The 19,989-nt window shown below is 41.3% G+C and carries 23 protein-coding genes and 1 pseudogene; 21 read left to right on the forward strand and 3 right to left on the reverse strand.

Annotated features, from left to right (window positions below; translation table 11 throughout):
• Window positions 1-41 precede the first annotated feature (41 nt).
• The 20 genes and pseudogenes from ccrZ (at window position 42) to groL (ending at window position 15,633) form a co-directional block, all read left to right on the forward strand.
• Entirely contained in the window at window positions 42-836 is a 795-nt protein-coding gene (ccrZ, locus tag QM941_RS00210; RefSeq protein WP_414337523.1) for a cell cycle regulator CcrZ, read from the forward strand.
• Window positions 833-1,468, forward strand: coding sequence for a tRNA (guanosine(46)-N7)-methyltransferase TrmB (gene trmB, locus QM941_RS00215; protein ID WP_414337525.1), 636 nt, complete (start codon window positions 833-835; stop codon window positions 1,466-1,468). The genes ccrZ and trmB overlap by 4 nt, the downstream gene beginning before the upstream one ends.
• A gap of 131 nt (window positions 1,469-1,599) precedes the next feature.
• Window positions 1,600-1,962 (forward strand): annotated as a pseudogene (locus QM941_RS00220) (glycoside hydrolase family 3 N-terminal domain-containing protein); the annotation flags it as partial.
• Between the two features lie 151 nt (window positions 1,963-2,113).
• Complete coding sequence (gene rimP / locus QM941_RS00225) at window positions 2,114-2,602, forward strand: ribosome maturation factor RimP (protein ID WP_414338853.1); 489 nt, start codon at window positions 2,114-2,116, stop codon at window positions 2,600-2,602.
• Window positions 2,603-2,644: 42 nt separating this feature from the next.
• Window positions 2,645-3,781, forward strand: coding sequence for a transcription termination factor NusA (gene nusA / locus QM941_RS00230; RefSeq protein ID WP_414337527.1), 1,137 nt, complete (start codon window positions 2,645-2,647; stop codon window positions 3,779-3,781).
• A gap of 21 nt (window positions 3,782-3,802) precedes the next feature.
• A complete protein-coding gene (gene rnpM, locus QM941_RS00235; protein WP_414337529.1) occupies window positions 3,803-4,096 on the forward strand; it encodes an RNase P modulator RnpM in 294 nt (97 codons plus the stop codon).
• Window positions 4,089-4,388 (forward strand): YlxQ-related RNA-binding protein, encoded by a 300-nt coding sequence (locus QM941_RS00240; protein WP_049549656.1) that lies wholly within the window; start codon window positions 4,089-4,091, stop codon window positions 4,386-4,388. The genes rnpM and QM941_RS00240 overlap by 8 nt, the downstream gene beginning before the upstream one ends.
• 16 nt (window positions 4,389-4,404) lie before the next feature.
• Window positions 4,405-7,182: a translation initiation factor IF-2 gene (gene infB / locus QM941_RS00245; RefSeq protein ID WP_414337532.1), complete on the forward strand. Its 2,778-nt coding sequence runs from the start codon at window positions 4,405-4,407 to the stop codon at window positions 7,180-7,182.
• A 253-nt stretch (window positions 7,183-7,435) separates the two neighbouring features.
• Complete coding sequence (rbfA, locus tag QM941_RS00250) at window positions 7,436-7,786, forward strand: 30S ribosome-binding factor RbfA (protein ID WP_414337534.1); 351 nt, start codon at window positions 7,436-7,438, stop codon at window positions 7,784-7,786.
• Window positions 7,787-7,934: 148 nt separating this feature from the next.
• Entirely contained in the window at window positions 7,935-8,714 is a 780-nt protein-coding gene (locus QM941_RS00255; RefSeq protein ID WP_414254333.1) for a hypothetical protein, read from the forward strand.
• A 104-nt stretch (window positions 8,715-8,818) separates the two neighbouring features.
• Window positions 8,819-9,052 carry a DUF1858 domain-containing protein gene (locus QM941_RS00260; RefSeq protein ID WP_000368732.1) on the forward strand — a complete coding sequence of 78 codons (234 nt, stop codon included), beginning with the start codon at window positions 8,819-8,821 and terminating at the stop codon, window positions 9,050-9,052.
• Entirely contained in the window at window positions 9,052-10,392 is a 1,341-nt protein-coding gene (locus QM941_RS00265) for a DUF438 domain-containing protein (protein ID WP_414337538.1), read from the forward strand. Before QM941_RS00260 ends, QM941_RS00265 begins: the two co-directional genes overlap by 1 nt.
• 9 nt (window positions 10,393-10,401) lie before the next feature.
• Window positions 10,402-10,656, forward strand: a complete 255-nt coding sequence (locus tag QM941_RS00270; protein WP_414337540.1) for a DUF1912 family protein — start codon at window positions 10,402-10,404, stop codon at window positions 10,654-10,656.
• Between the two features lie 235 nt (window positions 10,657-10,891).
• Entirely contained in the window at window positions 10,892-11,182 is a 291-nt protein-coding gene (locus QM941_RS00275) for a DUF4651 domain-containing protein (RefSeq protein WP_024053819.1), read from the forward strand.
• Complete coding sequence (locus QM941_RS00280; protein ID WP_414266503.1) at window positions 11,179-11,496, forward strand: thioredoxin family protein; 318 nt, start codon at window positions 11,179-11,181, stop codon at window positions 11,494-11,496. Before QM941_RS00275 ends, QM941_RS00280 begins: the two co-directional genes overlap by 4 nt.
• Window positions 11,497-11,505: 9 nt before the next feature.
• On the forward strand, window positions 11,506-12,132 hold the full coding sequence (ytpR, locus tag QM941_RS00285) for a YtpR family tRNA-binding protein (RefSeq protein WP_414266502.1): 627 nt from the start codon (window positions 11,506-11,508) through the stop codon (window positions 12,130-12,132).
• A gap of 41 nt (window positions 12,133-12,173) precedes the next feature.
• Window positions 12,174-12,935 carry an SDR family NAD(P)-dependent oxidoreductase gene (locus QM941_RS00290; protein WP_414337545.1) on the forward strand — a complete coding sequence of 254 codons (762 nt, stop codon included), beginning with the start codon at window positions 12,174-12,176 and terminating at the stop codon, window positions 12,933-12,935.
• Window positions 12,936-13,010: 75 nt separating this feature from the next.
• Window positions 13,011-13,406 carry a single-stranded DNA-binding protein gene (locus QM941_RS00295; protein ID WP_006144984.1) on the forward strand — a complete coding sequence of 132 codons (396 nt, stop codon included), beginning with the start codon at window positions 13,011-13,013 and terminating at the stop codon, window positions 13,404-13,406.
• Between the two features lie 307 nt (window positions 13,407-13,713).
• Window positions 13,714-13,998: a co-chaperone GroES gene (groES, locus tag QM941_RS00300; RefSeq protein ID WP_414337548.1), complete on the forward strand. Its 285-nt coding sequence runs from the start codon at window positions 13,714-13,716 to the stop codon at window positions 13,996-13,998.
• Window positions 13,999-14,013: 15 nt separating this feature from the next.
• Window positions 14,014-15,633, forward strand: a complete 1,620-nt coding sequence (gene groL, locus QM941_RS00305) for a chaperonin GroEL (protein ID WP_414337550.1) — start codon at window positions 14,014-14,016, stop codon at window positions 15,631-15,633.
• A gap of 95 nt (window positions 15,634-15,728) precedes the next feature.
• On the opposite strand, the gene serS is transcribed toward groL, so the two are convergent.
• From serS to QM941_RS00320, 3 genes are all read right to left on the reverse strand, one after another.
• Window positions 15,729-17,003: a serine--tRNA ligase gene (gene serS / locus QM941_RS00310; protein WP_036756896.1), complete on the reverse strand. Its 1,275-nt coding sequence runs from the start codon at window positions 17,001-17,003 to the stop codon at window positions 15,729-15,731.
• A gap of 212 nt (window positions 17,004-17,215) precedes the next feature.
• On the reverse strand, window positions 17,216-17,587 hold the full coding sequence (locus tag QM941_RS00315; protein ID WP_414337553.1) for a DUF956 family protein: 372 nt from the start codon (window positions 17,585-17,587) through the stop codon (window positions 17,216-17,218).
• 2 nt (window positions 17,588-17,589) lie between these two features.
• Window positions 17,590-18,954 carry an aspartate kinase gene (locus QM941_RS00320; protein WP_414337555.1) on the reverse strand — a complete coding sequence of 455 codons (1,365 nt, stop codon included), beginning with the start codon at window positions 18,952-18,954 and terminating at the stop codon, window positions 17,590-17,592.
• Window positions 18,955-19,166: 212 nt separating this feature from the next.
• On the opposite strand from QM941_RS00320, the gene QM941_RS00325 reads away from it, so the two are divergent.
• Window positions 19,167-19,952 (forward strand): enoyl-CoA hydratase, encoded by a 786-nt coding sequence (locus QM941_RS00325; RefSeq protein WP_414337558.1) that lies wholly within the window; start codon window positions 19,167-19,169, stop codon window positions 19,950-19,952.
• Window positions 19,953-19,989: the final 37 nt, after the last annotated feature.

Raw genomic sequence — 19,989 nt, forward strand, 5'->3', positions numbered from 1 at the left:
AACTAGTAGAATAGATAGGAAACTTTATATGGAGGGAAGAAATGGATTTGGGTGATAAGGAGTTAAAGCTGACTCCAATATCTGGTAACAGTGGTAAAGCTTTTATGGGAAGCTACCCTGACGGAAAACGCGTTTTTATAAAAATGAATACCTCTCCAATCCTACCTGGTTTAGCAAAGGAACAAATCGCTCCACAATTACTTTGGATTCGTCGCTTATCAGATGGTCGCGACATGTGTGCGCAGGAATGGTTGACGGGAAAAATATTGACACCAAATGATATGAATCGTAAGCAAATTATTGATATTTTGACTCGTTTGCATCGTTCACGACCCTTAATGACCCAGTTGACACGCTTGGGCTACACTATGGAAAGACCTGCTGATTTGCTCAGGGCATGGTTGAATGATACTCCAGATGTTTTAAAAAATAATCAATTCATTAGTTTTGTAATAAATGATATGCGTGAGAATCTTCCGACTTTCAGAGAAGACTACGCTACTATCGTTCATGGAGATGTGCGTCACAGTAATTGGATTGAGACGAATAGCGGTTTGATTTATCTTGTAGATTGGGATTCGGTTCGTTTAACGGATCGTATGTTTGATGTAGCTCACTTGTTATGTCACTATATTCCAGAATACCGGTGGGTAGAATGGTTAACCAATTACGGTTACAAGAATAATCAAACGGTTATGAATAAGCTATTTTGGTATGCTCAGTTATCCTACTTGAGCCAAATTACCAAGTATTATGAAAACCAAGATTTGGATAATGTCAATCGGGAGATTTATGCCTTGCGTACATTCCGAGACAAGTATGGAAAGAAAAAATGAGAGTAAGAAATCGTAAAGGGGCGACAGAATTACTAGAGGCTAATCCTCAGTATGTTGTCTTGAATCCTGAAGAGGCTAAAGGGAAATGGCAAGCCTTGTTTGGTAATAACAATCCCATTCATGTTGAGGTCGGGAGTGGTAAGGGAGCCTTTGTATCAGGCATGGCTAAACAGAACCCTGACATCAACTACATCGGAATTGATATCCAAAAGTCTGTCTTAAGCTACGCCTTGGATAAGGTCTTGGAAGTTGGAGTTCCTAATATCAAATTGCTTTGGGTAGATGGGTCTGATTTGACCAACTACTTTGCAGACGGCGAAATTGACCGCTTGTATTTGAACTTTTCGGACCCATGGCCTAAAAAACGCCATGAAAAACGCCGTTTAACTTATAAGAGTTTTTTAGATACTTTTAAACGTATCTTGCCAGAAAATGGAGAAATTCATTTTAAGACGGATAACCGTGGTCTATTTGAGTACAGTCTAGTGAGTTTTTCACAGTACGGAATGAAGCTAAATGGAGTTTGGTTAGACCTACATGCTAGTGATTTCGAAGATAATGTCCTGACAGAATACGAACAGAAATTCTCAAATAAAGGCCAGGTTATTTATCGAGTAGAAGCTCAGTTTTAATGCGCAAACACCTCTGATTGATGGGGTGTTTTTTCTTTTACAAGTAAAAGGAGGCTGGCTAAGCCTATCAAGAGAAATTAAGTCTGCCAGTGATTTTGTTAAAGGTGTACTTACGGTTAGATAAGTGGTATAATGCAGGAGCGGACAGTGTTTTAGTTTCTCACAATATCCTTTCTCAGCTGGATACGGTCCCTTCCTCTATTTCACCAAAAATAAATGATATCCTACGAAATGAGCTTAATTTCAAGGGAGTCATTATGACGGATGATTTGGAAATTGCTGGCTTGGCTGACTTTGTCGACCAGGACCAAGCGGCACTACAGGTGATTTTAGCTGGAAATGATTTGATTTTAGGTTCTTCTTACCAGACTCAGATCCCTTATCTTTTACAAAAAGTTGCTACAGGGGAGCTGACTGAAGAGCGGATTGATGAGTCAGTCAAACGCGTTTTGTCATGGAAATATGACCTGGGTTTGTTACCAAGTTCTCAATAAAATTAAGAGAACTCTAAAGAACCCGTTTCCCTAGAAAAAGGATGCAACTAGCTACAAAAAGGCGAAATTCTTGCAGTTGTGATTGTTTTGTGCTATACTATTAGTAGGAATAAGAGTAGGTGAGGCGGAGATGTATCTCCGCCTCTTGCTTATGAGGAGGTGTTGTCCTATCGCAACAATTGTTGAATTAGTAACAAAACTTATTGAACCGTCTATCCAAGCTCCATTTGAATTGGTGGATGTTGAATATGAAAAGATTGTAGGAGATTATGTTCTAAGTATCTTTGTTGATAAGCCAGGTGGTATTACCCTGAATGATACAGCAGACTTGACAGAAGTGATTAGTCCTCTGTTGGATCAGATTCAACCAGATCCATTCCCAGAACAGTACTTCCTAGAAGTGACTAGCCCTGGCTTGGAGCGTCCTTTGAAAACCAAGGAAGCTGTAGCTGGAGCGGTTGGGAAATACATTCACGTTGGTCTTTATAAGGCCATCGACAAGCAGAAAGTCTTTGAGGGAACCTTGTTGGCCTTTGAAGAGGATGAGTTGACCATGGAGTATATGGACAAGACACGTAAGAAAACAGTCCAAATTCCATACAGTTTGGTATCGAAAGCACGTTTGGCAGTAAAATTTTAGTAAAAGAAAGGAAGCTTTTGAAGATTCAAAAGTGAATAGAAGATGAGTAAAGAAATGCTAGAGGCCTTCCGCATTTTGGAAGAAGACAAGGGAATCAAAAAAGAAGACATCATTGAAGCAGTGGTGGAGTCACTTCGTTCAGCCTACCGTAGACGCTATGGTCAATCAGACAGCGTAGCTATTGACTTTAACGAAAAGACAGGCGATTTCACAGTTTATACCGTTCGTGAAGTTGTGGATGAAGTATTTGATAGCCGTCTGGAAATCAGTTTGAAAGATGCTCTTGCCATTAACTCAGCCTACGAACTTGGCGACAAGATCAAGTTCGAAGAAGCACCTGCTGAGTTTGGTCGTGTAGCAGCCCAATCTGCTAAACAAACCATTATGGAAAAAATGCGCAAGCAAACGCGTGCCATTACCTACAATACTTACAAAGAACATGAGCAAGAAATCATGTCTGGTACAGTAGAACGCTTTGACAACCGCTTCATCTATGTCAATCTTGGCAGCATCGAAGCCCAATTGTCAAAACAAGACCAAATCTCTGGTGAAGTCTTTGCTTCCCACGACCGCATCGAAGTTTACGTCTACAAGGTTGAGGACAATCCTCGCGGTGTGAATGTTTTTGTAAGTCGTAGCCATCCAGAGATGATTAAACGATTGATGGAACAAGAAATTCCAGAAGTATATGATGGAACTGTTGAAATCATGAGCGTAGCTCGTGAAGCAGGTGACCGTACTAAAGTTGCTGTTCGTAGCCACAATCCAAACGTGGATGCTATCGGGACAATCGTTGGTCGTGGTGGTGCTAACATCAAGAAAATTACTAGCAAGTTCCACCCAGCTCGCTATGATGCTAAGAGCGACCGCATGGTGCCAATTGAAGAAAATATCGACGTTATCGAGTGGGTAGCAGATCCAGCTGAGTTTATTTACAATGCTATTGCTCCTGCAGAAGTTGATCAAGTTATCTTTGATGAGAACGACAGCAAGCGTGCCTTGGTTGTTGTGCCAGATAACAAACTATCACTTGCTATCGGTCGTCGTGGACAAAACGTTCGTTTGGCAGCTCATTTGACAGGTTACCGTATCGATATCAAGTCTGCTAGCGAGTTTGAAGCGATGGAAGAAGCAGGTCAAGTGGATTACGCTGAAACAGACGAATTGACTGAAGAATAAAAGCTGCAAGAGGAGGGAAAGATGAGAACAAAGAAAATCCCTTTGCGCAAGTCTGTTGTGTCTAACGAAGTAATTGATAAGCGAGATTTACTTCGTATTGTCAAGAACAAAGAAGGACAGGTTTCTATCGACCCGACAGGCAAGGCTAATGGCCGTGGCGCTTATATCAAGCTAGACAATGCAGAAGCCCTTGAGGCTAAAAAGAAAAAAGTCTTTAACCGTAGCTTTAATATGGAAGTTGAAGAGAACTTTTATGATGAGTTAATCGCTTATGTCGAACATAAAGTGAAAAGAAGAGAGTTAGGACTTGAATAAGCAAAAAATTACCAATCTCTTGGGTCTTGCTCAACGAGCAGGGAAAATCATCTCGGGTGAAGAAATGGTTGTCAAGGCCATTCAAGACCAGAAAGTAAAGCTGGTTTTTCTAGCCCATGATGCTGGTCCAAATCTGACCAAGAAGATTCAAGATAAAAGTCACTATTATCAAGTAGAAGTTATTACCGTGTTTTCAACACTGGAATTAAGCATAGCAGTCGGAAAATCAAGAAAAGTTTTGGCTGTGACAGATGCTGGATTTACAAAGAAAATGAGGTCTCTTATGGAATAGAAGAGGAGGACATAATTTGTCTAAGAAAAGATTGTACGAAATCGCCAAAGAACTTGGAAAAGAAAGTAAAGAAGTTGTAGAACGTGCAAAAGAGCTAGGATTAGAAGTGAAAAGCCATGCTTCAAGTGTGGAAGAAGTGCTAGCTGAGAAAATCGTAGCCAGTTTCAAACCTGTAGTTAAAGCCAAGCCAGCAGTAAAACCTGCGGCACCTAAAACTCCAGAAGCCAAAGAGGAAAGCAAACCAGCAACACCCCAAGCTCCTCTGGTTAATGAAGAAAATAAGCCAGCAACACCTAAAGAAGAAAAAGTAGTTGCTGCTAGACCCCAGAGCCGTAACTTTAAGGCGGAACGTGAAGCACGTGCCAAAGAGCAGGCAGAGCGACGTAAACAACAAAAAGGAAACAAGCGAGATCATCATCAAGGTGATCATCGTCAAAAAGCAGATGAACGTAGATCTGGTAAGCCAGAGCAAGGAAATCGAGACAATCGTCGCTTCAATGACCAAGGCAAAAAACAGCAAGGTCAGGGACAACGTGGCAATGACCGTCGACAGCAAGAGGACAAACGTCCAAATCAGGCAGGTCCACGTATCGACTTCAAGGCTCGTGCAGCTGCTCTGAAAGCAGAACAAAATGCAGAGTATGCACGTTCAAGCGAGGAACGTTTCAAACAGTCTCAAGCAGAAAAAGAAGCTTTAGCCCAAGCGAATAAGCGCAAGGAGCCAGAAGAAATCTTTGAAGAAGCTGCTAAAGTTGTTGAACAAGCTCCAACAGTTGTTGAAGTAGTTCCTGTAGCTAAGGAAGCTGTAGTAGATAATCGTCGTAAAAAACAAGCTCGACCAGATAAAGAACGTGATGATTTCGATCACGAAGAAGATGGTCCAAGAAAACAACAAAAGAATCGAAGTAGTCAAAATCAAGTGAGAAATCAAAGAAACAGTAACTGGAACAATAATAAGAAAAATAAAAAGGGCAATAAACAAAATAACCGTAATCAGGTTCAAAAACCTGTTACGGAGCGTAAGTTCCATGAATTGCCTACAGAATTTGAATATACAGATGGTATGACCGTTGCGGAAATCGCAAAACGTATCAAACGTGAGCCAGCTGAAATTGTTAAGAAACTCTTCATGATGGGCGTGATGGCGACACAAAACCAATCTTTGGATGGTGACACAATCGAACTCCTCATGGTAGATTATGGTATTGATGCCAAACAAAAAGTTGAAGTGGACAATGCCGATATTGAGCGTTTCTTTGCTGAAGATGGATATCTGAACGAAGACCAACTAGTGGAACGTCCACCAGTTGTTACCATCATGGGACACGTTGACCATGGTAAAACAACACTTTTGGATACCCTTCGTAATTCTCGTGTAGCAACAGGAGAAGCAGGTGGTATCACTCAGCATATCGGTGCCTACCAAATCGTAGAGGGCGGGAAGAAGATTACCTTCTTGGATACCCCAGGTCACGCGGCCTTTACATCTATGCGTGCACGTGGTGCCTCAGTTACCGATATTACAATCTTGGTCGTAGCAGCTGATGACGGGGTTATGCCTCAAACTATCGAAGCCATCAACCACTCAAAAGCTGCGAATGTTCCAATCATCGTAGCTATCAATAAGATCGATAAACCAGGTGCCAACCCAGAGCGTGTAATCGGTGAATTGGCAGAGCATGGTATCATGTCAACAGCTTGGGGTGGAGATTCTGAATTTGTAGAAATCTCAGCTAAGTTTAACCAAAACATTGATGAGTTGTTGGAAACAGTCCTCCTTGTGGCTGAGCTCCAAGAACTCAAGGCTGACCCAACTGTCCGTGCTATCGGTACTGTTATTGAAGCTCGTTTGGATAAAGGTAAAGGTGCGGTTGCAACCCTTCTTGTTCAACAAGGTACTTTGAACGTACAAGACCCTATCGTTGTAGGAAATACTTTCGGACGTGTCCGTGCTATGACCAATGACCTTGGACGTCGTGTTAAGGTTGCAGGGCCATCAACACCGGTTTCCATCACTGGTTTGAACGAAGCGCCAATGGCTGGTGATCACTTTGCCGTTTACGAAGATGAAAAATCTGCTCGTGCAGCAGGTGAAGAACGTGCTAAACGTGCCCTTCTCAAACAGCGTCAAACAACCCAACGCGTTAGTCTTGAAAACCTCTTTGATACTCTTAAGGCTGGGGAACTCAAGTCAGTTAACGTTATCATCAAGGCCGACGTGCAAGGTTCTGTTGAAGCTCTCTCTGCTTCACTTCAAAAGATTGATGTTGAAGGTGTGAAAGTTACCATTGTTCACTCAGCCGTTGGTGCCATCAACGAGTCAGACGTAACCCTTGCAGAAGCATCCAATGCCTTTATCATTGGTTTCAACGTCCGTCCTACTCCACAAGCTCGTCAACAAGCTGATGCTGACGATGTGGAAATTCGTCTCCATAGTATCATCTACAAGGTTATCGAAGAGATGGAAGAAGCTATGAAGGGTATGCTTGACCCAGAATTTGAAGAAAAAATCATCGGTGAAGCTCTTATCCGTGAAACCTTTAAAGTCTCTAAAGTGGGAACCATTGGTGGATTCATGGTTATCAATGGTAAAGTTACCCGTGACTCTAAAGTCCGTGTTATTCGTGACGGTGTAGTTACTTACGACGGTGAACTAGCAAGTTTGAAACACTATAAAGATGACGTTAAAGAAGTTACAAATGGCCGTGAAGGTGGTCTCATGATTGAAGGCTACAATGATCTTAAGGTGGATGATGTGATTGAAGCCTATGTCATGGAAGAAATTAAGAGATAATTTTTTGCCCCTTTCTTAGATGGTGAGGGACGCAAGAAAACCTATGGTTTCATTGCTTATTTTTGAGCCGCATGTCTCAAAAATCCCCTGCTATGAAACTGCTAATGCAGTTCCATAACTTTCACCACGGCGAAAGAAGCAGATGATTTCAAATTGAACTTCGTTTCAATTTGAATTGAAAATCAATAATTTTAAAAATAGCTAGGTCTGCTGGCCTAGCTTTTGGTTCATTATTTAAGAGAAAGGAAAAATTATGGCAAATCATTTCCGTACGGACCGTGTGGGCATGGAAATCAAGCGAGAAGTCAATGAGATCTTGCAAAAGAAAGTCCGTGATCCCCGTGTCCAAGGTGTGACCATTACAGATGTTCAGATGTTGAGTGATTTATCAATGGCTAAGGTTTACTACACTATTTTGAGTAATCTTGCATCAGATAATCAGAAAGCTCAAATTGGGCTTGAAAAAGCAACTGGAACTATCAAACGTGAACTTGGTCGCAATTTGACCTTATACAAAATTCCAGACTTAACTTTTGTCAAAGACGAATCCATCGAATATGGTAATAAGATTGACGAAATGTTACGCAACCTGGATAAAAACTAAGAAAAAGAGGGATTCCCCTCTTTTTTGTTACTTTAAACATGACGATAGTTTGATTATTTGCCTTTCTTAAAAGTCGGTTAAAAAAATGTATAAATCTCTAATAGTATGATATGATAAAGCTTAACTTGAATATAAAATGGAGATATAGATGGCTAAACAAGATATAGCTATAAAAGTTTTACAACAAGTTGTAAAGCTTCCTGTCGTAAAAGTAAATAGAGAAAAATTTTTAGTGGAGAAGTTCTCTAAAGAATTAGATAAGAAGGATATTGCCAAATTGTTAGAACAAGGTCCTCCTTCATTATTACCCCAGGAAACCTTAGATAGAGTAGCCAGGTCCTGCATAAAGGATAATGTTTTACGAGCTAGTGGAACATCTGTTCTAGCAGGTTTACCCGGAGGTATTCTAATGGCGCTTACTATTCCAACGGATGTAGCTCAGTTTTATGCTTTTTCCTTAAAATTAGCCCAAGAATTGGGATATATTTATGGATTTAATGATCTTTGGGCATCAAGAAATGACTTAAGTGAAGAAGCTAAAAACACACTATTACTTTATCTAGGGGTTATGCTTGGGGTAAACGGAGCGGGTGCCTTGCTTCGTTCTGGCGGTGTTACAGTCGCTAAACATGTAATGACTACAGTACCTCAGAAAGCCGTAGCCAAAGCTGGCTGGTATCCGATTTTAAAAAAGGTTATGAAAATTTTTGGGGTTACTCTTACAAGGAGAGGCTTGGCAAAGGGGATGGGAAAAGCGATTCCTATTCTAGGTGGGGTTATTTCAGGGGGATTAACCTATGCGACTATGAAACCCATGGGCGAAAGATTGCAAAAAGAATTATCCAAATTAGTTAACTATTCTGAAGTGCAATATCAAAATGATATGGCAATTATTCGAAAAGAGGCTGAGGTAATCGAAGCTGACTGATATGATGAAACTAGCAAGTCTTGTGTTGCTAGTTTTTTTAATCCCATTCCTTATGGTATAATAAAAACAGTTAAATGATTAGAAATAGACTCATGGAGGTTCTCATGGACAATATAATCGATGTATCAATTCCAGTTGCTGAAGTGGTAGACAAGCATCCAGAAGTTTTAGATATTCTAGTTGAGCTTGGTTTCAAACCTCTTGCCAACCCCTTGATGCGCAACACAGTCGGGCGAAAAGTATCGCTCAAGCAAGGCTCAAAACTTGAGGGAACTCCTATGGATAAGATTGTGCGAACACTTGAAGCGAATGGTTACGAAGTGATTGGATTAGACTAATGGCAGATGAACGTATTCATATCCTGCGGGATATTTTATTAGAATTGCATAATGGTGCCTCTCCGGAGTCTGTTCAGGATCGTTTTGATGCGACCTTTACAGGTGTATCGGCTATTGAGATTTCCCTCATGGAGCACGAGTTGATGAACTCTGACTCAGGCGTTACCTTTGAAGATGTCATGGAACTCTGTGATGTCCATGCCAATCTTTTTAAAAATGCAGTTAAGGGCGTAGAAGTTGAGGATACCGAGCATCCTGGTCATCCTGTACGAGTCTTTAAGGATGAAAATCTAGCTCTCCGTGCGGCCTTGATTCGGGTCCGTAGATTGTTAGACACTTATGAGTCTATGTCTATGGAAGACGAGGAAATGCTTGAGGAGATGCGCAAGGGTTTGGTTCGTCAGATGGGACTTGTAGGCCAGTTTGACCGTCACTATCAGCGTAAGGAAGAACTCTTTTTTCCTATCATGGAACGTTATGGACACGATTCACCTCCAAAAGTTATGTGGGGAGTGGATGACCAGATTAGGGAACTCTTTCAAACAGCTTTGGAGGCAACCAAGTCACTTCCGGAAGTACCGATTTCCACTGTCAAGGAATCTTTTGAGACTTTTGCGACAGAGTTTGAAAGTATGATTTTTAAGGAAGAATCTATTTTGCTCATGATTCTTCTGGAGTCTTTTTCTCAAGATGACTGGATTCAGATTGCTGAGGAAAGTGATGCCTATGGATATGCTATTATCCGTCCGTCTGAGAAATGGGTTCCTGAACGTCAAAGTTTTGTTGAGGAAAAAAGTGTAGAAGAACCAACTCAGCCAGAAACTGTAGATGGACAAGTTCAGCAGGTGATCGATACACCAGAAGGTCAGTTTACTATCACCTTTACACCAAAGGAAAAGGAAACGGTGCTAGATCGCAATAGCCAGCAAGCTTTTGGCAATGGCTATCTCTCAGTTGAACAGGCGAATCTTATCCTTAATCATTTGCCTATGGAGATTACCTTTGTCAATAAGGATGATATTTTCCAGTATTATAATGACAATACTCCAGCAGATGAAATGATTTTCAAACGAACACCGTCCCAAGTTGGACGAAATGTCGAACTATGCCATCCACCAAAATATTTGGAGAAGGTCAAAACGATTATGCAAGGACTTCGTGAAGGGGTCAAGGACAAGTATGAGATGTGGTTTAAGTCCGAATCACGTGGAAAGTTTGTTCACATCACCTACGTTGCAGTACATGATGAAAACGGGGAATTTCAAGGTGTGTTGGAGTATGTTCAGGATATTCAACCCTATCGTGAGATTGATAGCGACTTTTTCCGTGGATTAGAATAAGGAGAAAAAATGAGTTACGAGCAAGAATTTATGAAGGAATTTGAAGCCTGGGTTAATACCCAGATCATGATTAATGATATGGCGCTCAAGGAAAGCCAAAAGGTCTATGAAGAAGATCAAGATGAGCGTGCTAAAGATGCCATGATTCGCTATGAGAGCCGTTTGGATGCCTACCAGTTCTTGCTAGGCAAGTTTGAAAATTTCAAGGCAGGCAAGGGATTCCATGATTTACCAGAAGGTTTGTTTGACGAGAGAAATTATTAATGTTTAGAAATTAGAAAGGGGAGTGGGACAAAAGTCCTAGCCTCTCAATTGTCTTTGGATTGTCGAGCAAGACGCAGTGGTTGAGTGGGCTCTACTACGCTGATTTCATCAGCTTTTACAGCCCTACTCAACTGTGCGGAGGTGGGACGACGAAATCGAATTCTAACGAATTACCGATTTCTGTCCCACTCTCTTTTTCATTGTTCCTTGAGCCTTTTTGTGTTACAATGTTAGCATGAAAACGAAAAATATTATTAAAACAGGTTTAGTCGTGGCAGGTCTTGGAGCCCTTGCCTTTGGTGCTAAGAAAGTAGCTGATGATCACAAACTCATGAAGACACAGGAAGAGTTAACTGCTATTGTGCGTGACTATTTCTCAGAAATGGGTGAGATTGGGACTCTCTATGTCCAAGTATACGAAAGTAGCCTTGAACGCCTTGTTGGTGGTGTCATTTTTGAAGATGGTCGTCACTATACCTTTGTCTATGAAGATGAAGATCTCATCTACGAGGAGGAAGTCTTATGATTTCTCCTAAAAATATAGAAGAATTAGCAAATTTAGTAGAGCAAGATGGCAAGAAGGTCTTCCTTTTTGTTGCGGATTGGTGTGGCGATTGCCGTTATATCTATCCTGCCTTGCCAGAGATTGAAGAGGCAAATCCAGAGTTCACTTTTATACGGGTAGACCGAGATGAATATATGGAACTTGCTAAACTTTGGGATGTATACGGGATTCCAAGTCTTGTTGTTTTAGACAAGGGCAAGGAGATTGGACGTTTTGTCAATCGTGACCGAAAAACCAAGGGGCAAATCAATGACTTTTTAGCAAGTCTGAAATAGGAGAAAAGAATGATTTTTACATATAATAAAGAACATGTCGGCGATGTCCTTATGGTCATCGTGAAAAACAGTGGAGATGCCAAACTTGATGTTGAGCGTAAAGGTAATGTAGCGCGTGTTTTCCTTAAAGAAACTGGTGAGACTGTCGCATGGAACATTTTTGAAGTTTCTAGTATGTTTGAAATCGCTGAGCGCGGTCAAGTCTTTTTAACTGACGACCAAGTAGCACGTTTGAACCAAGAATTGCAAGAAGAAGGATTTGCTGAAGAAATTATCAATGACAAGGAACCCAAATTTGTGGTTGGAGAAATTGTAGAAATGGTTGCGCATCCAGATAGTGACCACCTCAATATCTGTCAAGTGGAAGTTGCAAGTGATAAGACAGTACAAATCGTTGCTGGTGCTCCCAATGCACGTGTTGGTTTGAAAACCATTGTTGCTCTTCCTGGAGCCATGATGCCAAAAGGCAATCTCATTTTCCCAGGGGAACTTCGTGGGGAAAAGAGTTTTGGTATGATGTGTAGTCCTCGTGAACTTGCCTTGCCAAATGCTCCCCAAAAACGTGGTGTCATTGAATTGTCAGACGACCAGGTAGTTGGAACACCCTTTGACCCAGCTAAGCACTGGACTGCTTAATCAATGAAAGTTACCTATAATCTTTGACAGAGGGAAATAAGATGGCAAAAAATGTAGTCATTACAGGTGCAACATCAGGTATTGGTGAAGCAATTGCGCGTGCCTATCTAGAGAAAGGTGAGAATGTTGTACTCACAGGACGTCGAACAGAAAGACTTGAAGCTCTAAAAGCAGAGTTTGCAGAAGCCTTTCCGAATCAAAATGTTTGGACCTTTCCGCTAGATGTAACCGATATGACAATGGTTAAAACGGTTTGTTCAGATATTCTTGAAGCAGTAGGTTCGATTGATGTTTTAGTTAATAACGCTGGACTTGCTTTAGGCTTAGCTCCATATCAGGACTATGAGGAGTTGGATATGTTGACCATGCTAGATACCAATGTCAAGGGATTGATGGCGGTTACGCGGTGTTTCTTGCCTTCCATGGTAGCTGCCAATCAAGGTCATATCATTAACATGGGTTCAACCGCAGGTATTTATGCCTATGCGGGTGCAGCAGTCTATTCAGCAACCAAGGCTGCAGTTAAAACCTTTTCGGATGGCTTAAGGATTGATAACATTGCTACAGATATCAAGGTGACCACTATTCAACCTGGTATTGTAGAAACTGATTTTTCAAAAGTCCGTTTCCATGGAGATGAGGCACGGGCTGCGACTGTTTACCAGGGGCTTGAAGCCTTACAGGCACAAGATATCGCTGATGCAGTGGTTTATGTGACCAGTCAACCTCGTCGTGTGCAAATCACAGATATGACCATCATGGCCAATCAACAAGCTACTGGATTTACGATTCACAGAGATTAATATTATTATTAAAAAAGTTACAAATGTTGTAACTTTTTTTGATTTCCTTCGAATAGATAAGTAGGAGGATGAAAAATGTATAATAAAGTGATTATGATTGGACGCTTGACGTCTACACCCGAATTGCACAAAACCAACAATGATAAGTCTGTAGCTCGTGCGACGATTGCTATTAACCGTCGTTTTAAGGACCAAAATGGGGAACGTGAAGCGGACTTCATCAATATTGTTGTCTGGGGGAAATTGGCTGAAACCTTGGCTAGCTACGCGACTAAAGGCAGTCTCATTTCTGTCGATGGGGAGCTTCGTACTCGTAAGTTTGAGAAGAATGGTCAGACCAACTATGTGACCGAAGTTCTCGCTACAGGATTTCAACTTTTGGAAAGTCGCGCCCAACGTGCTATGCGTGAAAATAATGCTGGTCAAGACTTAGCAGATCTGGTTTTGGAAGAGGAGGAACTTCCCTTTTAAAATGATAGGAGGCTGGGACAAAAGTCCTAGCCTCTCAATTGTCTTTGGGTTGTCGAGCAAGACGCAGTGGTTGAATGGGCTCTACTACGCTGATTTCATCAGCTTTTACAGCCCTACTCAACTGTGCGGAGGTGGGACGACGAAATCGAATTCTAACGAATTACCGATTTCTGTCCCACTCTCTTTTTTATGCTATAAATCAGACTTTTTTCTTGACTATTTTTGACCAAGTGATACAATAGAACTATGGTTTAGCACTCATATACAAAGAGTGCTAACAATATGATTGTATTATGGAGGAAGACAAATGTTGAAACCATTAGGCGACCGTGTGGTCTTGAAAATTGAAGAAAAAGAAGCAACTGTTGGAGGCTTTGTCCTCGCAAAATCAGCTCAAGAAGAAACTAAAACAGCTACAGTAGTGGCTACTGGACAAGGTGTTCGTACCTTGAACGGTGATTTGGTTGCTCCTAGTGTAAAGGTTGGAGATCAAGTTTTAGTGGAAGCTCATGCAGGTATTGATGTCAAAGATGGGGATGAAAAATACCTCATCGTGGGTGAAGCTAGTATCTTGGCAATCGTTGAAGAATAGAAGGAGAAAGTAAGTATGGCAAAAGACATTAAATTTTCATCAGACGCTCGTTCAGCTATGGTTCGCGGTGTTGATATCTTAGCAGACACTGTTAAAGTAACTTTGGGACCTAAAGGTCGTAACGTTGTGCTTGAAAAATCATTTGGTTCTCCATTGATTACCAACGACGGGGTTACAATCGCTAAAGAAATCGAATTGGAAGACCATTTTGAAAATATGGGTGCCAAATTGGTATCAGAAGTAGCTTCTAAAACCAATGATATTGCAGGTGACGGGACAACTACTGCAACAGTATTGACTCAGGCTATCGTTCGTGAAGGAATTAAAAACGTTACTGCTGGCGCAAATCCAATTGGTATTCGTCGTGGGATTGAAGCTGCGGTCGCTGCAGCCGTAGAAGCTTTGAAGAATACGGCTATCCCTGTTGCTAATAAAGAAGCCATCGCTCAAGTCGCTGCTGTATCATCTCGCTCTGAAAAAGTTGGTGAATACATCTCTGAAGCTATGGAAAAAGTTGGTAAAGATGGAGTTATCACTATTGAAGAATCACGTGGTATGGAAACCGAGCTTGAAGTCGTAGAAGGAATGCAATTTGACCGTGGGTATCTATCACAATACATGGTGACAGATAATGAAAAAATGGTTGCAGACCTTGAAAATCCATACATTTTAATCACTGACAAGAAGATTTCAAATATCCAAGAAATCTTGCCACTTCTAGAAAGTATTCTTCAAAGTAGTCGTCCGCTCTTGATTATTGCAGATGATGTTGATGGTGAAGCTCTGCCAACCCTTGTTTTGAACAAGATTCGTGGTACTTTCAACGTAGTTGCTGTTAAGGCACCAGGATTTGGTGACCGACGTAAAGCTATGCTTGAAGATATCGCCATCTTGACAGGTGGTACCGTTATTACTGAAGATCTTGGGCTTGAGTTGAAAGATGCTACCATCGAAGCTTTAGGTCAAGCAGCTAAAGTGTCTGTAGATAAAGATAGCACAGTCATTGTTGAAGGTGCAGGAAATCCTGAAGCGATTGCTAACCGTGTAGCTGTCATCAAGTCTCAAATCGAAACAACAACTTCAGAATTCGACCGTGAAAAACTCCAAGAACGCTTGGCTAAATTATCAGGTGGAGTAGCAGTTATCAAGGTCGGTGCTGCAACTGAAACTGAATTGAAAGAAATGAAACTCCGCATCGAAGATGCCCTTAACGCTACCCGTGCAGCAGTGGAAGAAGGTATTGTTGCAGGTGGTGGTACTGCCTTAGTGAATGTCATTCCAGCTGTTGAAGCTTTAGAATTGACAGGTGATGAAGCAACAGGACGTAGCATTGTGCTTCGTGCCTTGGAAGAACCAGTTCGCCAAATTGCCTACAATGCAGGCTATGAAGGTTCAATCGTTATCGATCGTTTGAAAAATGCAGAAGCTGGTACAGGCTTTAACGCTGCAACAGGTGAATGGGTGAACATGATTGAAGCAGGTATTATCGATCCTGTTAAGGTTAGCCGTTCAGCCCTTCAAAACGCAGCTTCAGTAGCAAGTCTTATCTTGACAACAGAAGCAGTTGTGGCTAACAAACCAGAACCGGTAGCACCAGCTCCAGCTATGGATCCTTCAATGATGGGTGGTTACTAATAAATAAAAACAGGTAGAAATCATGATTTCTACCTGTTTCTTTTGAATCACTTAAAAAGAGGGAGCACAGCTTCCTCTTTTTTTATCTGAAATTGTTATGGTTTGATAACTTCAGCTCCACCCATGTATGGACGAAGGACTTCAGGAATAGTGACAGAACCATCTTCGTTTTGATAGTTTTCAAGAATAGCAGCAACGGTACGTCCAACAGCAAGTCCAGAACCGTTCAAGGTGTGGAGAAGTTTAACCTTACCATCGGCTTCGTCACGGTAGCGGATTTGGGCACGACGTGCTTGGAAATCTTCTGTATTTGAACAGCTTGAGATTTCACGGTAGGTATTTTGTGCTGGGATCCAAACTTCCAAGTCGTAAGTCTTGGCAGCTGAGAAGCCCATATCTCCTGTAGAAAGAGCCACGACACGGTATGGCAAGTTGAGTTTTTGAAGGATGTTTTCAGCGTTGGCTGTCATCTTTTCTAGTTCTTCGTATGATTCTTCAGGTTTAGCAAATTTCACCATTTCTACCTTGTGGAATTGGTGCAAACGAATCAAGCCGCGAGTATCGCGACCAGCAGAACCAGCTTCAGAACGGAATGATGGACTCATAGCAGTAAAGTAGATTGGCAAGTCTTTTCCGTCAAGAATTTCATCACGGTAGTAGTTAGTCAAAGGTACTTCAGCTGTAGGAATGAGGACATAGTTGGTATCGCTGATCTCAAAAGTATCTTCCTTGAATTTTGGATATTGGCCAGTACCAAACATAGAATCATGGTTAACCATGTAAGGCGTGATGACTTCAGTATAACCTTCCTTACCATGCTCATCTAGCATAAAGTTGTAGATGGCACGTTCCAAACGAGCTCCGAGGCCTTTATAGAAGAGGAAACGAGCTCCAGTGACTTTTCCACCACGTTCCCAGTCAAGAATACCAAGGTCTTCTCCGAGATCCCAGTGGGCTTTTGGTTCAAAGTCAAACTCGCGAGGAGTTCCCCAACGGCGAACTTCTACATTATCATCTTCATCAGCACCAATTGGAACACTGTCAGCTGGGATGTTTGGAAGAGTAGTGGTAAATTCTGTCAATTTAGCATCGATTTCAGCTAATTCTGCATCGAGTGCTTTGACTTCGGCAGATAGGGTTTGCATGGCAGCAATCTTATCATCGGCATTTTCCTTGTTGCGCTTAGCTTGAGCAATTTCAGCAGAAACCGTGTTACGCTCTGCCTTGAGGGTTTCAACCTTGACTAAGATGTCACGACGTTTAGCATCGATTTCTTTCATCTCGTTCAAGATAGCAGCGTCTACACCACGTGTAGCCAATTTTTCTGCGACAGCATCAAAGTCTGTACGAATACGTTTGATATCTAGCATATAAACTCCTTTATGAAAAAGCACACCTGACAAAGCGTTGGAGCGGCAGAGCCGCGGTTCCATCCAACTTCACAGGTGTGCACTTGATTCTGTATTTGATTTAAAACAACGGTAGAATTTCACCTATCTCTTCTATCTGCTCGCAGCATCCGCAGACTTTCTGGAAGAAGAGGATAACCTACTTATCCGTTTCTATGATTATACTAAACTTTCTATTTTTTTGCAAATAGATTTTTGATTTTACATCCAATGATTTGGACTAAGGTTGGAAGCTTCACAACCTTTTCATTTCCGATTTTTTCCCGAGCAATTTTAAGAATTTTTCCGGAGTCTTTTGAGGCAAAGAGGAATTTTCCTTGGTCTGTAAAAACTTCAAAATGACGACTAACCTTACGGCCTGAAACATTGGCTCCGATTTGATTAACGCTAGACCATGGGATTTGAATATAATCCTCAATATTGCGATCCGAGTAAAACTCCAAGGCTTGGTCTCCTACCAGGAATTTTCCAACTTTTCCTTGTATAGAGAGGTAAGAAGTTCCAGTGGTTTGTAAGTCAACGACTTTATTGAGAGATTGTACCATAATTAGTCTTCCTTACTTTCACCGAAAAAGGCTTGGTAGAGAGCCTTAAGAGCCGCTTTTTCTTGGTCTTTGTGGACAACGAACATGATAGAAACTTCACTAGAACCTTGAGACATCATTTGAATGTTGATATTATTTTCAGACAAGGCACGTGTAGCTGTCGCTGTAACTCCGATATGGCTCTTCATTTTTTCTCCTACAATCATGATGATAGAGAGGCCATGTTCAATTTCAGCGTGGTCAACTTCAGCTTTTTGAACAAGTTGACGAAGGATTTCTTCTTCCTTGATTGGTGTAAGCTCGCGCTCACGTAGGATGATAGAAAGGTCATCGATCCCTGTTGGCATATGTTCCCAACCAATATTTAGGTCTTCAAGGATTTGGAGAGCCTTACGACCAAAACCAACCTCACGGTTCATAAGGTATTTGGACATATTGATGCTGACAAAACCAGCGTCACTAGCAATACCAACAACAGGGAATTTATCATCGCTGTGTTGAAGGACGATGCGAGTACCTGGATGGTCAGGGTTGTTGGTATTTTTGATAACTAAAGGAATTTTTCCGCGATAGGCAGGGAGAAGGGCTTCATCGTGAAGGACAGAAAAACCTGCATAGGCTAACTCACGCATCTCACGGTAGGTTAATTCTGGAATCGAGTGCGGTTGGTGGATGATACCAGGATGGGCAGCAAAGATTCCATCGACATCTGTGAAGTTCTCATAGAGGTCAGCTTTGACACCTGCAGCGATGATAGAACCAGTAATATCTGAACCACCACGAGAGAAGGTACAGATTTGGTCTTCCTTAGTGACTCCAAAGAAACCTGGAATAACGAGGACTTCTGAGCAGTTATTAAGCTCTTCAATTTTGTCATAGCTTGATGGAATGATACGAGCATTTCCTGGCTCACTAGTAACGACAATTCCAGCTTCTCTTGGATGTACATAGCGAGCTTCCAAACCGTTTTGGTTGAAGTAAGCCGCAATTAACTTAGCATTATTATTTTCCCCAGCAGCAAGGAAGGTATCGTAAAGAAATTCATTATCTTCTATAGGAAGAGTTGCGAGGGCACGGATACTTTTTGAGATTTTTTCTAGAACTGTTGGTTTGAGTTTTAATTCACTGACCATGGCAGCATAGCGTTCGATAATCCAGTTTTGACTTTTACTAATATCATTTCCAGCAACATAGTCACGGTAGTATTTAATTAAGGCATCTGTTACCTTTGTATCTTCAGAATCGCGTTTTCCTGGAGCAGAAACAACTACAAAACGTCGTTCAGGATCGCTCTTTACAATATTTAAAACTTTTTCTAACTGACTAGCAGAGGCAAGTGAACTTCCACCAAATTTTACAACCTTCATAAGAACTCCTAAAGTAAGTATTTTATACGATTATAGCAGAAAGAGGGGCTTTTTTCAATCTGGAAAATAAAGAGTGCTAGTAAGGAAAAATATAATATTTAAAATCGGCTGATACAATTTCAGTCGATTTTTCTCTTGTAGAAAAAGTCATAAAAAGATATAATTTTAAAATCAAACAATTTAATTGACTTAGTAATCAAAAAGGAGTGGCTATGGAACATATTCTCTATCAAGTTCAAGACGATTTAGCAATCATAACTCTCAATCGTCCAGAAGTCGCAAATGGTTTTCACATTCCTATGTGCGAGGAAATTCTAGAAGCTTTGGAATTGGCTGACAAGGACGCAGCTGTTTCGTATATCTTAATCAATGCGGCAGGCAAAGTTTTCTCTGTTGGCGGTGATTTGGTAGAAATGAAGCGTGCTGTCGATGAGGATGATATTGCTTCTTTGGGCAAAATTGCTGAGTTGGTTAATACTATTTCATTTAAGATAAAGCAAGTTCTAAAGCCAGTCCTAATGGAAGTGGACGGGGCAGTTGCAGGAGCAGCAGCCAACATGGCCTTAGCTGTTGATTTCTGTATTGCAACTGATAAAGCAAAATTTATTCAAGCCTTTGTTGGTGTTGGATTAGCACCGGATGCAGGCGGTTTGTTCTTACTAACAAGGTCTTTAGGTGTAACTCGTGCAACCCAGCTGGCTATGACTGGTGAGGCTTTTACAGCTGAGAAGGCTTTTGAAGCTGGTGCGATTTATCGTTTGTGCCCTAGTGATCAATTAGAAAAAACTAGAAATCAATTGTTGAAGAAGTTAAGACGAGGTTCTAGCAATTCCTATACAGCCATTAAAAAATTGGTCTGGGAAAGTGAATTTAAGGAGTGGTCTAATTATGCTAAATTAGAACTTGAATTGCAAAAATCTTTGGCCTATACGGAAGACTTTAAAGAAGGAGTTCTGGCCCACTCGGAAAGAAGGCGCCCCCAATTTATCGGAAAATAAAACTTGCATAATTCAATAAAATTTGTTATACTTTCCT

Source organism: Streptococcus timonensis, from assembly GCF_047460355.1.
Classification (GTDB): Bacteria; Bacillota; Bacilli; order Lactobacillales; family Streptococcaceae; genus Streptococcus; species Streptococcus timonensis_A.